Below are 13,970 nucleotides of genomic sequence, written 5' to 3'. Positions count from 1 at the left end.
CTTACGGGCTCTCCCTATTGTGCTCGAAATCGTTTTGGTGCAATTGCGCAACATGATCCCCTCAAATACAAATCCGATTCGCCACTTGATTCATTGGACGCGCATTTTCAGCATGCTGACGGCTCTGAAAAACACGATTTCTCTCCGGTTCCGGCTCTGAGAGCCCATGATGTCGCAGAGAAAAATGAGCATTAACAAAGCGATAATTTGTTTGTTCTCGTTTGTTCACGGTCGGCGACGGTTCTGTGATGCTGCATTTACGAATCACTTCAGGTTATTAACAAAAAGTAAATCCCGATAAGCTGGCAGTAGTTTTTTGAGTTCGGGCCTGTATAGTTTTAACAGTGATTCGCATGATGATGTGTGCTCGCCGGGGAATGCGGATCCCCGGCCGTGTCGCTGCCCTCCGGCAGCGCGCGTGCGCAGATCGCATGACCGGATCCACACGGGGAAAATATCATGGAAGCTCTTCAGACGGAGATTGCGGGTCGATCTGTGCCGGTCGCCTCGATGCGAACGGCAATGGGCGGATCGAGCCTTGCTGTTCACGCCGGCCAGCCGGCGCCGGCAAGCTCGACCGGTCACCCTGCTGCAAAGCGCCAGCTTCTGGAGAAGCTCGGCGATTATGCGGCGCGCGGCCAGCTCAACAAGGCGCTTGCGGCCCTGACGGATTATGTCGGCGCCAGCCATTATCTTCTCGCGCGCTACGACCTGTCGCAGGATAGCGGCCTCGACTTCGTCATGGTTTCGGATTGGCCCTTCGATGTGGTCAAGCGGCTGGGCCAGGTGATGCAGGGGCTTCACGCCAAGACCAACGAGCAGGAAAAGTGCCTGTCGCTGCTGCATCCCGTCTTCATGCGTCTTCCCGAAGAGGCCGTTCTTGGTCGCGGCATCAGCCGCGAATATTGCGCCATCACCTTTTCCATCGGCCGGCTCCGGCTGTCGCTGATGCTGCTCTTCCCGCAGGACCTGATCCTGTCGCGGGAAGGTCTGCGTGACATCGGTCTGCTCACCGGTTATTTCGCCAGCCTCGCGCGCGAAACGTCGCTGCGCTCGGAACGCGATTTCGACCTGACGGAACGCGAACTCGAATGCCTCTCGTGGATCGCGGAAGGCAAGACCAGCGAGGAGATCGCCCTCATTCTTGGCATCTCGCGCAATACCATCAACAACTACATCACCAGTGTCATGCGTAAGACGGCGACCAAGACGCGCTCGGAAGCGATTGCCTGCGCGGTCCGAAACAACCTCGTATAGGAACGCCGATGGTCATCTATATCCCAGGGGGTCGAAGCGGCGATGACAGCCGCAACGGCCGCCAGACCCGGGCCTCGCGTACAGCCACTCTGGTCGCCCGCCTGCAGGTGATGCAGAAGGATATCGAAGCCCGCAACTTCGCCGTCTTCCGAATGAACGGAAACGGCCTGCCGGCGTCGCGCAAGCTGACATGCGTTCTCGACAACTGGGGAACGGCGGCGGAAGAGATGACGCATGACGTCGTCTCGACCTATGGCGACGAGATGAAGCAGCACCTCGATATCTCGCTTCTGCCCCTCCTGTGGAACGGCGCAGACAATCGGCAGACGGCGGAGACGATCGATTTCGACCGCTTCGTGCTCCGCATGAAGTCGCGCACGCTTCCCTATGCCGGCATCGCCTTTCCCGTGCGCCTCGGCGCGCAGGGCAATGGCTACGTCGCCTTCATGGCGCCATCGCTCGATCTGACCAGCGAGGTTATTCTCGATCTCCACGGTCGCAGCTGCCACGTCATGACCGATCTGTTTGCCTCCGACGAGCGCCGCCTGCAGCCGGCCGAGGCGCTGAGCGAACGCGAGATCGGCTGCCTGCAGATGGCCGGGGACGGGTACATCAGCGAAGAGATCGCGGAAAAGATGGGCCTGTCGGTGCACACCGTGAACGCCTATCTGGGTGCGGCCACCGCCAAGCTCGATTCCGTCAACCGCATCCAGGCGATCGCCAAGGCGATCCGCCTTGGCTATATCAGCTGAACTGCCGGTTCCGGCCCGCTTTTAGAGCATTTCCAGCCGAAGCGGGATCGCTTCGGCGTCGGACAATGCGGCAAAAAAACAGCTCTAGCTGGCCATCGCCGTGGGATAGGATTTGATGAACTTGGCCGCGTCCAGGCTACGGGCGAGGAACGCCGTGTTCTCTTCCGGATCGACGGACGGCTTCTTGAAGGCGATATGGTTGATCTCGATGGCGGCCGAGTTGTCGCGCAGCGCGAGTTGCGCATAGACGGTGACGCCATCGGGCTTCAGTTCGAGATCGAGCACGATTTCCGGATTGCGATTCCAATCGAGCATGTAATTGCCGCCAATGCCGAAATTGACGGTACCCGGAACGAAGTAGAGCTCGGCCGCCGACGATACCAGGTCGGCGAGGCTGCCGTGCGATTCATAGCGCAGGAGCGCAATGAAGTCGGCGGCATCGATGAGACGAAGTTCGGTCGCGACCGGACGGATGGCATCCGCAACGATCTTTTCGCGCTGTTCGGAATATTCGCATTTTTTCATCGCAATCAGTTCATCCGTGTCGGGTTCGATTTCGTTGCGTAGACCCGGTGGATGAGTTCGGCGACCGCCTTGTAAAACACCGGTGGAATGACACTATCCACCGAGACTTGCGCAAACATTGAGCGTGCGAGGGGCGGGTCCTCGAAGACGGGGATGTTGTTTTCCTCCGCAAGGGCGCGAATGCGCAGCGCCACGAGGTCCTGCCCCTTGGCAACCACGACCGGAGCGTCCCCTTCTTCCCGGACATAGCGTAGCGCCACGGCAAAGTGGGTTGGGTTCGCAATCACCAGCGTTGCGCGCGGAACGGAGGAAATCATTCGACGCCGCGCACGGTCGCGTGCGATGGAGCGTAAGCGAGCCTTTACAATAGGATCGCCCTGCGTCTGCTTCATTTCCTCCTTCACCTCCTGCTTCGTCATGCGCAGCTCGCTGTGCCAGTGATGCCGCGTCCAGAAAAAGTCGGCGATGGCGATCGCCGCCGTCGAAAAGAGGACGACGTTCATGATCTTGTTGAAGTCGCGGCCCATGATCTCGAAGATCGTGATCGGGTCCGAGAACATCGCGTCGAGCGTCGCGTAGAAATCGTCCCAGAGTGTCAGCGCGACGATGCCGGAGATGACGGCGATCTTGAAGAAGGATTTCGCGAACTCCACGAGGCCGGGCAGGCTGTAGATCCGGCCCACCCCGGCAATCGGCGAGATCCGGTTCAGTTTCGGGGCGATTCGGTCGAAGACGGGGCTCGGCAGGTTCTGCAGGATCGACGATCCCACACCGAACGCGATCATCAGCACGAACACCGGCACGACCAGCGCGCCGGAGGCCCAGAGGAGCTTCGATATCAGGGCGGACGCGTCGTTCGACGTGGTGATTCGCCAGGCGTCCGGCTGCTCGAACACATCCTTCAGCGCTTCGGCCATGCTGCGGAACCCGTCCGGCAAAAAGAAGACCACATAGATGTAGATGGCGAGCGTCGAGGCGAACATCGTGACCTCGCGGGAAAACGGCACGTTTCCCTTCTCGAGGGCATCGTTGATCTTTTTCTCGGACGGCAATTCGGTTTTGCTGTCTTTATCCTGATCGTCCGACATGAAAACGGCCCTTCACGATATCGCGCCTGTGCCGGGACCGATCATCTCGTGCCGGCTGGCTTTGTCGCCGATGTTGTGGGCTGACGGGCACCGTCTGGCAAGAGCCTCGTCTTTCCCCGTCTTCCAAAGGTCGGTCCAGCCGGCCTTTCGGGAGGCAGCGCGTTCCGAAATGCGAAAGCCCGCCGCAACGCATGTTGCAGGCGGGCTTTGGAGATCTCGGGGTCGACCAGTTTAAGCGGCAACGGCTTCCTTCGGCTTCAGTTCGATCTGGCCGCTGGCGGCCAGGCGAATGGCTTCCTGCGTGACGGAGCGGCGCGCAACCGCGATGTCGCGCGGATTGATCCCGGCGTCGCCCGAACTCAGATCCGACTCGATCATGCGGCGCTGGCGGGCGCCGATCGAGGCGAGCACGCTTTCGCGCATCTCCATGCTCGAACCGCGGAGTGCCATGGTGATGATGTCGCCGGCGATATCGTTGAACAGAGCCACGCGGCTCTTCTGCGGCATAAGCAGGATGTCGTCGAACAGGAAGATCTTCGGCCGGACCTTCTTGACCGAATCCGTGCTGATCGATTCGAGCGAGGCGAGCAGCGTGTCGACGTCGCTCTTCTCCATCTCGTTCATGACTTCGGCGATCTTGACCGAACCGGCCGAGTTGCGCTCGGAATCCATCTGGCGCAGCAGTTCGATGACGCGCGTCTCGATGATCGCAGCTGCCTTCGGCGCCACGTTCTTCATGTTGACGGTTCGGTTGATAATGTCGGCACGTCCGGCTTCCGGCAGCTGCAGCAGCACCTTGGCGCCGAAGGTGGAGGGCATCATCGACAGGATGTAGGCGATCGTCTGGGGATGTTCTTTGGAAAGATGCTGCGAGACGAAGACCGGATCGGCATCCTGCAGCCGGTCCCAGATGCTGGTCTCGTAGGATTGGAACGCCGTGCGGCGACCGAGAAGACCATCGACCTCGTCGGGTGTCAGGCCCTCTTCGAGGATGGCCTCGATCGCCTTGGCATTGTCCATCAGGCCTGCACCTTCGGTGAACAGGTCTTCGAATTCGTTGACGAGGATTTCGAGCTCGTGCGGCTCGATGGATCGCAGCGTCTGCGCGGAGGCGATGATGCCTTGCAACTCGCTCTGCGTGAAGAATTTCAACAATTTCCCGGCAATCGGCTTGCCCATGCTCAACAGCACGGCCGCAGCCTTGTCCATCTGGGTCAGGGGGCGCGTCAGCGCCGATGCTTCGAAATCGTCGTAATCCATCATGGATCCTTCCTGTGCGGCGTCGCTCTCGGTCACGCCGCCGAAACGCTTTTCATCTGCTGCGGTTGTCTCCAGGCCGTGATGGCCCGGAAGGAATGCAGTGCCCTTGCGGGATGTGAAAGCCGGCCATCATGACCGCCTTTCTTCAGTCTCATCCGGCCCTCAGGCCTTCTTTCCGCTGTTGACCTCGATCAGCCTGACGCCGAACCGGGTATCGTCGTCCTCGAGAACCGTGATCTCGCCGCGGCCGATGACCCGGCCGTTGACCATGATCTCGACCGGCTCGCCGATCTTGCGGTCGAGAGCGATCGTCGCGCCCTCCGTCAGACCCATCAGGCCGGAAACCTGCATCCGGCTGGATCCGAGCACGATCTGCACATCGATCGGGATGTCCATGATCAGATCGAGATTGCCATGCATCGTGGCGCCGGCCGTTGCCGAAGGCGTTGCGAAGCTGTCGTCGAACGAGGTGTCGCCAAAGGCCGTCGCGGCACTTGGCGCAGGCTCGGCAAAGCTGCCGGCAAACGGGTCGTCGTCGTCGCCGATCGCGCCGAAATCGCTCATGAAGTCGGGAGCCGCCGCCGGGGCCGCGCCGAAGTCCATGTCGAAGTCCGTCTCCGCAATGCCGCCCTCGGCATCCGTTTTCAGGACGCCGCGCAGATCGTCGATAGCCTGATCGAGCTCGGCATCGCCGGTGACCGCGCTCTGGTCTTCTGTCAGTGGTGCTGTCTTGGGTGCCATGTCGAGAGTATTCCAGTTGAAACTTGCCCCAAGCCTGTCGTGGCGTGGGGGACCCGTGGATTAGCGCGTGAGATGCTGAAGAAGTTCGTCTTCCGTGCCGTACGTGTCCTTGACCCGCACGGTATAGCGGGCGCCCGAGCGTCCGAATTCGCAGACATAGAGATCGCGACCGTTCGCCTTCACATCGACGCGGACGTCCTTCGGGTCGTGGAAGGGGATGACGTCGCCGGGCTTGAGCTGCGTGATCGCGGCGAGGGTCAGTTCCTCGAGCTTGATATGCGCCTGCAGCTCGACCATGGAGCGGCGAACCTGTTGCTCGACCTGTTCGGCCCAGGCCGTCTTCTGGCGGCGCGCCTGTCCGATGCCCTTGGGAAACACGATCGTGGTTTTCAGCAGTGTCTGCTGCGGCACGAGGATCGAGAATGTGGACAGGACGGGCCCGACGCCAAGGGTGATGTTCACGCAGGCCGCGTAAACGTCCTCGGCATCCTTGTCGGGCGCCGGCCGGCTCTCGGCATTATAGGCCTTGCCGACGATCGGCTCGAAGCCGCCTGCTGCATTCACCGCGGATTTCAGAACGCCCGCGACCTTTTCGAAGACGATGGCCGCCACGTCGAGCTCGATGCCCGACAGGTTGCGCGGCTTCGGCTCCTCGATGGACTCGGCCGGCGAACCCAGCAGCATTTCCATCATGGTGATGATGGCCGGGCTATCGCAGCTGATGGTGAAGTCGCTGCACCAGTTGCGCAACAGACAATCCGAGAGTGCCACCCCGTCGCCGAGCTTGCGGATCAGCGCGCTCTTCAGGCCCGTGTCGAACCCGGCATAGCCGATGGTCAGGTCGAGCCCGGTTTCGCTTTGCAGCAGATCCGGCAGGAACTCGCCGAAGACCTGGCCGAGATCGGCGCAGATCTTGCCGATGGTCTTGTCGTCGCCGAGCGCGCCGGTCATGCGCGCCAGCAGTCTGCGATCGAAGGAGTAGATGTTCTCGCTGGTCATGGATCAGGCCGCCTTGCTCTCGCCGCCACCGCCGGGGTTCATCATTTCCTGCTCGACCGCGTCGATCGACGGACGCTCGTAGGAGGAAATCGTCTTGCGGCCGTATTCGAGCGCCACCTGCGGCACGGAGCCGTTCATGTAGGCGAGGAGCGTCTGCTTGACGATAATGTAGAGGCGGTTCTGCTTTTCGCGCACATGCTTGACGTTGGCGATCAGCGGGCTGACGATGCAGTAGGACAGGAAGATGCCGAGCATGGTGCCGACGAGGGCGGCCGCGATCTTGCCGCCGAGAACTTCCGGGCTCTCGGTGATGGCGCCCATGGCCTTGATGACGCCGAGAACGGCCGCGACGATGCCGATGGCGGGGAAGGCGTCGCCCATCGTTGCCAGCGAATTGTACGAATGCATCTTGTCGTGGGTGATGGTGTTGATTTCCTCGTCCATCAGCGCCTCGATCTCGTGGCTGCGGGCATTGCCGATGATGATGAGGCGGACGTAGTCGCAGATGAAGGCCGTCAGGTCCTTGTTCTTCAGAACGGTCGGTGCCGACTGGAAGATCGCGGATTCGTCCGGGTTGTCGATGTGGCTTTCGATCTCGTTGCGCGACTTGGTGCGCAGGTCGCGCATGAGGCTGTAAAGCACGCCGAGCGTATCGAGATATTCGCGCTGCTTGGGTACCTTGTGCTTGAAGGCTTCCACGAGCGCCTTGCCGGCGTCCTTCACCGTCTTCATGGAGTTGCCCATGATGAAGCCGCCGATGCCGGCGCCGCCGATGATCACGAGCTCGAACGGCTGGTTGAGAACGGCCATGTGCCCGCCCATCGCAATGAAGCCGCCGAGAATACAGCCCATTGTCATGACGAGTCCGATGATGATGTTCATGTCTCTACCTGCCGCAGTGGTGGATTGTGGGGTCCATCCCTAGGGTCCGATGCTTGCGTGAGGCTGGTTGCAACCCGCGGAAAGTTCGACAGGTTCGCGCAAGGAGCATGGTTCAGCTTGGCGGTGAACAGAAGCCGGCCCCAAGCCGTGCGCTTCGCCTTCGGGGACATGCCGTGACCACCACCTTCACCAGCTACAGGCAGATAACGGCCGACCTGACGACGTCGCTGAAGCGCGTCACGGAGAAGCCCGACGTAGCGCGGGAAACCGAATATTATCTCGCCCATATCGGTAATGTGAAATCGATCGACGACTTCTTCGCCGATCCGCGCCTTTACGATTATGCCATGAAGGCCCATGGCCTCGAAGACATGGGCTATGCCAAGGCCTTCATGCGCAAGGTGCTGACCGAAGGTGTTGCCAGTGACGATGCCTTCGCCAACAAGCTTTCCGACAGCCGCTACACCGATCTCGTGAAGTCGCTGAACTTCGCCGCGGACGGCGCGGCCGCCACCGCCTCCGACAAGGCCCGCAAGGGTGTGACGGAGAAATATGCGCGCCAGACGCTGGAGCAGGATGCGGGCGAGGATAATGCCGGCGTTCGCTTGGCCCTCTATTTCGAACGCATGGCGCCCGGCGTCACCAATGCCTTCGGCCTCCTGGCCGACGAGGCGCTGGCGCAGGTCGTGCGCACGATCATGCAGGTCCCCGACGCCTTTGCCGCCGCCGATATCGACAAGCAGGCCGACGCCGTCTCCAAGGCGATCGACCTCAAGGATCTGCAGGATCCGCAGAAGATGTCGAAGCTGATGGAGCGCTTCACGGCGCTCTGGGAGCTGGACCATGCCACGAGCAATTACGATCCCCTGGCCCTTTTCGGCACGCAGAGCGGCTTCGGCATTTCGTCCGATCTGCTCCTGTCCATCAACACTTTGAAGCTCGGAGGTCGATGAGCATGCAAACCGGTCTGTACGTCGGCGTTTCCTCGCAGATTGCGCTTGAAAAGCGCATGAACACCCTGGCCGACAATGTCGCCAACTCCACCACCGTCGGCTTTCGCGCCACGGAAGTGAAGTTCAACACCGTACTCGGCGATACCCGGCCGACCAAGGTCGCTTTCGTCGGCGAGGGTGCGGAGTTCCTGAACACCTCGTCGGGCGGTCTGTCCCATACGGGCAATACGCTCGATGTCGCCATCAAGGGCGATGCCTGGCTGTCCATCGAAACACCGGCCGGCCCGGCGCTGACGCGCGACGGACGTTTCTCCCTGACCGAAACCGGCGATCTCGTCACCCTGCGGGGTTACCCGGTTCTCGACGCGGGCGGTGCTCCCATCCAGCTGAACGCCAATGCTGGCGAGGTCGTCATCGGCAACGACGGTTCCATTCGCCAGAACGGCAACCAGGTGGCGGCCCTCGGCCTCTCCGAGGCCAACTTCGCCAACGGTTTCCGTCGCTACGACAATTCCTCCGTGATCCCGACGACCGCTCCGGAGCCGGTCGTCGATCGCATGGACGTCGGCGTAATGCAGGGCTATGTCGAGGAATCCAACGTCAATCCCGTTCAGGAGATGTCGCAGCTGATCACCGTCTCGCGTGCCTTCGAGAGCATCGCCTCGCTGCTGCGCGACAGCGAGACCTCGCTGGATGAGGCGATCAAGACGCTCGGTGGCAGCAAGTGACCGTCATCAGCGACCAGCCGCTCGACGTCCGGCAGGCATCGACGGCATTGTCGGCGCTCGCCGGTCTCGTCGATCGGTACTCCAAAGCCGAACATGCCGTTGCGCCCGGCGGCCATGTCCAGACCATTTCGCCCGGTCACTACACCGTCAGCGGCCTGTCGCGCCATGTTCGCCTCGGCGAGTTCGTCGCCCACAAGAGCGCGACCGGCATCCATCTCGGCGAAGTCGTCAAGGTCGAGCCGGAAACCGTTGTCGTCTGCCCGATCGAGCCGGGCGAGCCGATCGGCATTCACGACACGGTCATCCGCAAGGGCGCCTTCCGCGTCGCCCCGACCGCCAGCTGGTGCGGCCGCACCATCAATTCGCTCGGTGAGCCGATCGATGGCCGCGGGCCGATGATGCAGGGCGACGTCCGCCGCGCCATTTCCACCTCCGCGCCGCCGTCCATGACGCGCCAGCGCGTCGAGCACGGCTTCCGCACAGGCGTTCGTGCCGTCGATATCTTTTCGCCGCTCTGCCTCGGCCAGCGTCTCGGCGTCTTCGCCGGCTCCGGCGTCGGCAAATCGACGCTTCTCTCCATGCTCGCCCGCGCCGATGCCTTCGACCGCGTCGTCATCGCGCTTGTCGGCGAACGTGGCCGCGAAGTGCGCGAATTCATCGAGGACACGCTCGGCGACAATCTGAAGAAGTCGGTCGCCGTGGTCGCCACCAGCGATGAGAGCCCGATGCTGCGCAAGATGGCGCCGCTGACGGCCATCACCATCGCCGAGCATTTCCGAGATCAGGGCGACAACGTCCTCCTCATCATCGACAGCGTGACCCGCTTCGCCCACGCCATCCGCGAAGTGGCGACGGCGTCCGGCGAGCCGCCGATCGCGCGCGGCTATCCCGCCTCCGTCTTCACGGAGTTGCCCCGTCTTCTCGAACGCGCCGGTCCCGGCCCCGAAGGCACGGGCACCATCACGGCGATCATCTCGATCCTCGTCGATGGCGACAACCACAACGACCCAATCGCCGACTCCACGCGCGGTATTCTCGACGGTCACATCGTCATGGACCGCAGCTTGGCCGAAGAAGGCCGCTATCCCCCGATCAACCCGCTGTCCTCCGTCTCGCGTCTCGCGCGCAAGGCCTGGACGCCGGATCAGGAAATGCTGGTCTCGCGGCTGAAGTCGCTGATCCACCGCTACGAGGAAACCCGCGACCTCCGCCTCATCGGCGGCTACCGCGCCGGCTCGGATCCCGACCTCGACATGGCTATCAAACAGGTGCCGGTCATCTACGACATCTTGAAGCAGACACCGGGCGAACGCCCTGCTTTCGACGCCTTTACCGACCTCGCCAATGCGCTGAAGGCCGGAGCGGGCGGACAGCAGGCGCGGCGCTGACGACGGGAAGGAGGCCGGCATGAACGACATGGACGCAGACGAAATCGTCAGGCAGCGCAAGCAGAACGATCGCATGCCCATTTTCGACAAGGCGCTCGTCGGCACGGGCATCGCCCTTGCGGGCCTTGCCATGTTCTTCCCGTGGTACGCCTTCCTCAATCAGGAGAAATTCGCGCTTCCCGCCCTCTGGAACGGCGCCACCCGGGATCTTCCCGAAAAGATCGGCACGCCGGGCATGGCGTCCGCCCCGGAGGCCTCTCCGTCTGAGACGCCGCAGACACTGGCTGCGGAAACCCAGGCAGCCGTCGATCGGCTCATCACCGCAACCGTGCCCGCGCCTGCAGCGAAATCGGGAGAGCCCGCCGAGCCGATGCTCGACCAGCCCTTGCCCGGATCGATCACCTTCAAGCTCGTCCACGTCGCCGGCGGTCGCGCCCTGATCGAGGATGTCAGCGGCATGTATATCGTCCGGGTAGGCTCGCCCTTGCCGGACAACAGCCGGCTTGCCACGCTCGAGGAGCGCGATGGCAGCTGGGTGATGATCACGTCCCGGGGAGACGTCTTCAAGGCGGAATGACACGTTCCGCCCTTCCTCATCTTCCGCTTGCATGATGCTTGCACAGGCTCGGCCATCGCCATCGATGGCTTGCAGCGCCATTTGCGTTCTCGTGAACCACTTGGCGCTCGCCCGGAGCCTCGCCATGACGGCCTTTTCACAGTTTGGTCGAAGGCCGTTTTCGTGCGCTCTCACGCGCCGAAAGCCTGCAAATCCGCGCCAGTCCCACGCAAGTTTACAAGCCTAGTGTCTCCAGCAACAAGCATGGAGTCGCATGATGCAACCTATTCAGCTGTTCGAACTGGCATCGAGGCAAGCGCAGTGGCTCGCCGTCCGCCAGAATGTCGTCGCAGGCAACATCGCCAACGCCAATACGCCACACTACGCATCGAAGGACATCAAGCCCTTCGATAGCGTCATGAAGGAAACCGGCTTTCAGCTGGCAGCCACCAATCCCGCGCATTTTTCGAGCGGTCCCATGAGCAACCAGATCACCGAGACCTCGCTGATCGACGATGGCGAAGTCCAGCAGTCGGGCAATAGCGTCGAGATCGAGAAAGAGCTCATGAAGTCCGGCGAGGTGAAGCGGGATTATGAACTCAACACCGGTCTCGTGAAGTCCTTCCATCGCATGATGCTGATGGTCGTCAGGAAGTAATGGCCATGGATCCTCTCGTCTCCGCTCTCAAAGTCGCAGCCTCCGGTCTCGAAGCCGAGTCCACCCGCCTGCGCATCGTGTCCGAAAACATCGCCAACGCCCGCTCGACCGGCGATACCGCCGGTGCCGATCCCTACCGCCGCAAGACGATCAGCTTTGCCGCCGAAGTGGATCGGGCCAGCGGGGCTTCGAGCGTCGAGGTCCAGAAGCTCGGCGTCGATCAGTCCGACTTCAGCGTCGAATTCGACCCGGGCAACCCGGCCGCCGACGACAAGGGCATGGTCAAGCTGCCCAACGTCAACGTGCTGATCGAAATGGCCGACATGCGCGAAGCCAACCGTTCCTACGAGGCCAACCTGCAGACCACCAAGCAGGCGCGCGACCTCATTTCCCAGACAATCGACCTTCTGAGGGCTTCGCAATAATGATCGACGCAATCAAGACCATCGGTGCCGCGCTCTCTTCCGCCACCGAAAGCACCACGAACGCCACGAGTTCCGCAGCCTCCATGGCCTCGCAGGCGCTCGGCAGCACGTCACCGGCCGGGCAGAGCTTCTCGGAGGTCTTCAGCGGCATGGCATCGGAGATGAGCAACTCGCTGCGCTCCGCCGAAACCTCGTCCATCGCGGGGATCAGCGGCAAGGCAAACACCCGCGAAGTCATCGATGCCGTCATGAGCGCCGAACAGTCGCTTCAGACCGCCATCGCCATCCGCGACAAGATCGTCACCGCCTATCTCGAAATCGCCCGTACACCGATCTGAGGCGCGGATCTAAAGGAATAGTACCATGAAGGCTCTCTCCATTGCCGCCACCGGCATGAACGCCCAGCAGCTCAACCTCGAAGTGATCGCGAACAACATCGCGAACATCAACACGACGGGCTACAAGCGGGCGCGCGCCGAGTTCTCCGATCTTCTCTACCAGACCGAGCGTGCCGCCGGTGTACCCAACCGGGCAAACCAGGCGGTCGTTCCGGAAGGCGCCAATGTCGGCCTCGGCGTCCAGACCTCGGCCGTACGCAACCTGCACATCCAGGGCAGCCTCGTTCAGACGGGCAACGATCTCGACATGGCGCTCGTCGGCCGCGGCTGGTTTCAGGTCGAAACGCCCGATGGCGAGACGGCTTACACCCGTGCCGGTGCCTTCAACACCAATGATACAGGCCAGCTCGTCACCATCGACGGCTACACGGTCGTCCCCGGCATCACCATTCCGCAGGGGGCCGCACAGGTCACGGTCAGCACGTCCGGGCAGGTCATGGCGCTCATCGACGGCAGCAGCATTCCCCAGACGGTGGGCCAGCTGACGATCGCCAACTTCATCAACGAAGCCGGTCTCGCGCCGCAGGGCGACAACCTCTTCAAGGAAACGCCGGCATCGGGTGCCGCCGTCGTCGGCTCGCCGGCCGATCCGGGCTACGCCCAGATCAAGCAGAAGTATCTCGAGGCGTCGAACGTCGATCCGGTCAAGGAAATCACCGACCTCATCTCCGCGCAGCGCGCCTACGAGATGAACTCGAAGATCATCCAGGCGGCCGACGAGATGGCCTCCACGGTCAGCAAGAACCTGAGATAAGCGGCGAAAACGCGAAAGGAGCGGCAGACATGATGTTTCGCCCGATGAACAGGCTGGGGAAGGAAAGGTTGGCGGCGCGCTTCGTGCAGCACGCCACCCGGCGCCTGCTTGCCACGATGCTGTGTGCTGCCGCCTTTTCGACGATGACGACGACCGGCGCGAGCGGTCAGGCCGGAAGTCAGAGCAGCAGCCAGAGCGGCGCCCGGACCGCCTCCAAGACGGCCGTCATCCCCACGGAAACCATCTATCCCGGCCAGACCATCGAGGAGACGCACCTGCAGGTGGTCGCCGTCACCAATCCGGACCTGTCGGGCGACTATGCCTCCGGTCTCGATCAGGTCGTCGGCAAGGTCACCAACCGCACGCTTCTCGCCGGCCGCGTCATCTTCGTCGCCGGGCTGCGCGAGCCTTATGCCGTGGAACGCGGCAAGGCCGTGCGGATCGTCTATTCGAACGGCTCGCTGACCATCACGGCCGGCGGCTCGCCGCTCGACAATGCCTCGGTCGGCGACCTCATCCGTATCCGCAACACCGATTCCGGCATGATCGTCTCGGGCACCGTCATGGCAGACGGCACAGTACACGTGGTGGCAAAATGATCGTTTC

At 62.1% G+C, this 13,970-nt stretch carries 17 protein-coding genes; 11 read left to right on the top strand and 6 right to left on the bottom strand.

Going from position 1 to position 13,970, the window contains the following annotated elements; translation table 11 throughout:
* Nucleotides 1–510: 510 nt before the first annotated feature.
* Both visN and visR read left to right on the top strand, forming a co-directional pair.
* Nucleotides 511–1,257: a transcriptional regulator VisN gene (gene visN / locus G8E10_RS01065; protein WP_132664517.1), complete on the top strand. Its 747-nt coding sequence runs from the start codon at nt 511–513 to the stop codon at nt 1,255–1,257.
* Between the two features lie 8 nt (nt 1,258–1,265).
* Nucleotides 1,266–2,009 (top strand): transcriptional regulator VisR, encoded by a 744-nt coding sequence (visR, locus tag G8E10_RS01060; RefSeq protein WP_167126090.1) that lies wholly within the window; start codon nt 1,266–1,268, stop codon nt 2,007–2,009.
* Nucleotides 2,010–2,093: 84 nt separating this feature from the next.
* Here the strand turns inward: visR and G8E10_RS01055 are convergent, their stop codons facing one another.
* The 6 genes from G8E10_RS01055 to motA all read right to left on the bottom strand — a co-directional run bounded on the left by G8E10_RS01055 (nt 2,094) and on the right by motA (nt 7,504).
* Nucleotides 2,094–2,534, bottom strand: coding sequence for a hypothetical protein (locus tag G8E10_RS01055; protein WP_092932120.1), 441 nt, complete (start codon nt 2,532–2,534; stop codon nt 2,094–2,096).
* Between the two features lie 5 nt (nt 2,535–2,539).
* Nucleotides 2,540–3,622 (bottom strand): flagellar biosynthesis protein FlhB, encoded by a 1,083-nt coding sequence (gene flhB / locus G8E10_RS01050; protein WP_167126085.1) that lies wholly within the window; start codon nt 3,620–3,622, stop codon nt 2,540–2,542.
* Between the two features lie 231 nt (nt 3,623–3,853).
* On the bottom strand, nt 3,854–4,885 hold the full coding sequence (gene fliG / locus G8E10_RS01045) for a flagellar motor switch protein FliG (protein ID WP_092935971.1): 1,032 nt from the start codon (nt 4,883–4,885) through the stop codon (nt 3,854–3,856).
* A gap of 159 nt (nt 4,886–5,044) precedes the next feature.
* Nucleotides 5,045–5,623, bottom strand: a complete 579-nt coding sequence (fliN, locus tag G8E10_RS01040; protein ID WP_167126082.1) for a flagellar motor switch protein FliN — start codon at nt 5,621–5,623, stop codon at nt 5,045–5,047.
* A 60-nt stretch (nt 5,624–5,683) separates the two neighbouring features.
* Nucleotides 5,684–6,622, bottom strand: coding sequence for a FliM/FliN family flagellar motor switch protein (locus G8E10_RS01035; RefSeq protein WP_110800030.1), 939 nt, complete (start codon nt 6,620–6,622; stop codon nt 5,684–5,686).
* A 3-nt stretch (nt 6,623–6,625) separates the two neighbouring features.
* Nucleotides 6,626–7,504, bottom strand: a complete 879-nt coding sequence (gene motA / locus G8E10_RS01030) for a flagellar motor stator protein MotA (protein WP_092932128.1) — start codon at nt 7,502–7,504, stop codon at nt 6,626–6,628.
* A gap of 173 nt (nt 7,505–7,677) precedes the next feature.
* Here motA and G8E10_RS01025 point away from each other — a divergent pair, with 173 nt between their 5' ends.
* The 9 genes from G8E10_RS01025 (at nt 7,678) to flgA (ending at nt 13,963) form a co-directional block, all read left to right on the top strand.
* Entirely contained in the window at nt 7,678–8,457 is a 780-nt protein-coding gene (locus G8E10_RS01025; protein WP_110800148.1) for a DUF1217 domain-containing protein, read from the top strand.
* 2 nt (nt 8,458–8,459) lie between these two features.
* Nucleotides 8,460–9,185, top strand: coding sequence for a flagellar basal-body rod protein FlgF (gene flgF, locus G8E10_RS01020; RefSeq protein WP_110800029.1), 726 nt, complete (start codon nt 8,460–8,462; stop codon nt 9,183–9,185).
* 5 nt (nt 9,186–9,190) lie between these two features.
* Complete coding sequence (gene fliI / locus G8E10_RS01015) at nt 9,191–10,573, top strand: flagellar protein export ATPase FliI (RefSeq protein ID WP_110727797.1); 1,383 nt, start codon at nt 9,191–9,193, stop codon at nt 10,571–10,573.
* A gap of 19 nt (nt 10,574–10,592) precedes the next feature.
* Nucleotides 10,593–11,150 carry a flagellar protein gene (locus G8E10_RS01010; protein WP_167126079.1) on the top strand — a complete coding sequence of 186 codons (558 nt, stop codon included), beginning with the start codon at nt 10,593–10,595 and terminating at the stop codon, nt 11,148–11,150.
* 256 nt (nt 11,151–11,406) lie between these two features.
* Nucleotides 11,407–11,787 (top strand): flagellar basal body rod protein FlgB, encoded by a 381-nt coding sequence (gene flgB / locus G8E10_RS01005; RefSeq protein ID WP_092935977.1) that lies wholly within the window; start codon nt 11,407–11,409, stop codon nt 11,785–11,787.
* Nucleotides 11,788–11,792: 5 nt separating this feature from the next.
* On the top strand, nt 11,793–12,212 hold the full coding sequence (flgC, locus tag G8E10_RS01000; RefSeq protein ID WP_092935979.1) for a flagellar basal body rod protein FlgC: 420 nt from the start codon (nt 11,793–11,795) through the stop codon (nt 12,210–12,212).
* Nucleotides 12,212–12,550 (top strand): flagellar hook-basal body complex protein FliE, encoded by a 339-nt coding sequence (gene fliE / locus G8E10_RS00995; RefSeq protein ID WP_110800027.1) that lies wholly within the window; start codon nt 12,212–12,214, stop codon nt 12,548–12,550. The genes flgC and fliE overlap by 1 nt, the downstream gene beginning before the upstream one ends.
* A gap of 25 nt (nt 12,551–12,575) precedes the next feature.
* Nucleotides 12,576–13,364: a flagellar basal-body rod protein FlgG gene (gene flgG, locus G8E10_RS00990; protein WP_110800026.1), complete on the top strand. Its 789-nt coding sequence runs from the start codon at nt 12,576–12,578 to the stop codon at nt 13,362–13,364.
* Nucleotides 13,365–13,393: 29 nt separating this feature from the next.
* Entirely contained in the window at nt 13,394–13,963 is a 570-nt protein-coding gene (flgA, locus tag G8E10_RS00985; protein WP_281517364.1) for a flagellar basal body P-ring formation chaperone FlgA, read from the top strand.
* The last annotated feature ends 7 nt before the right edge of the window (nt 13,964–13,970 follow it).

Source organism: Ferranicluibacter rubi (assembly GCF_011603255.1).
Taxonomy (GTDB): domain Bacteria; phylum Pseudomonadota; class Alphaproteobacteria; order Rhizobiales; family Rhizobiaceae; genus Ferranicluibacter; species Ferranicluibacter rubi.
This window is presented reverse-complemented; position numbering and strand designations above follow the sequence as displayed.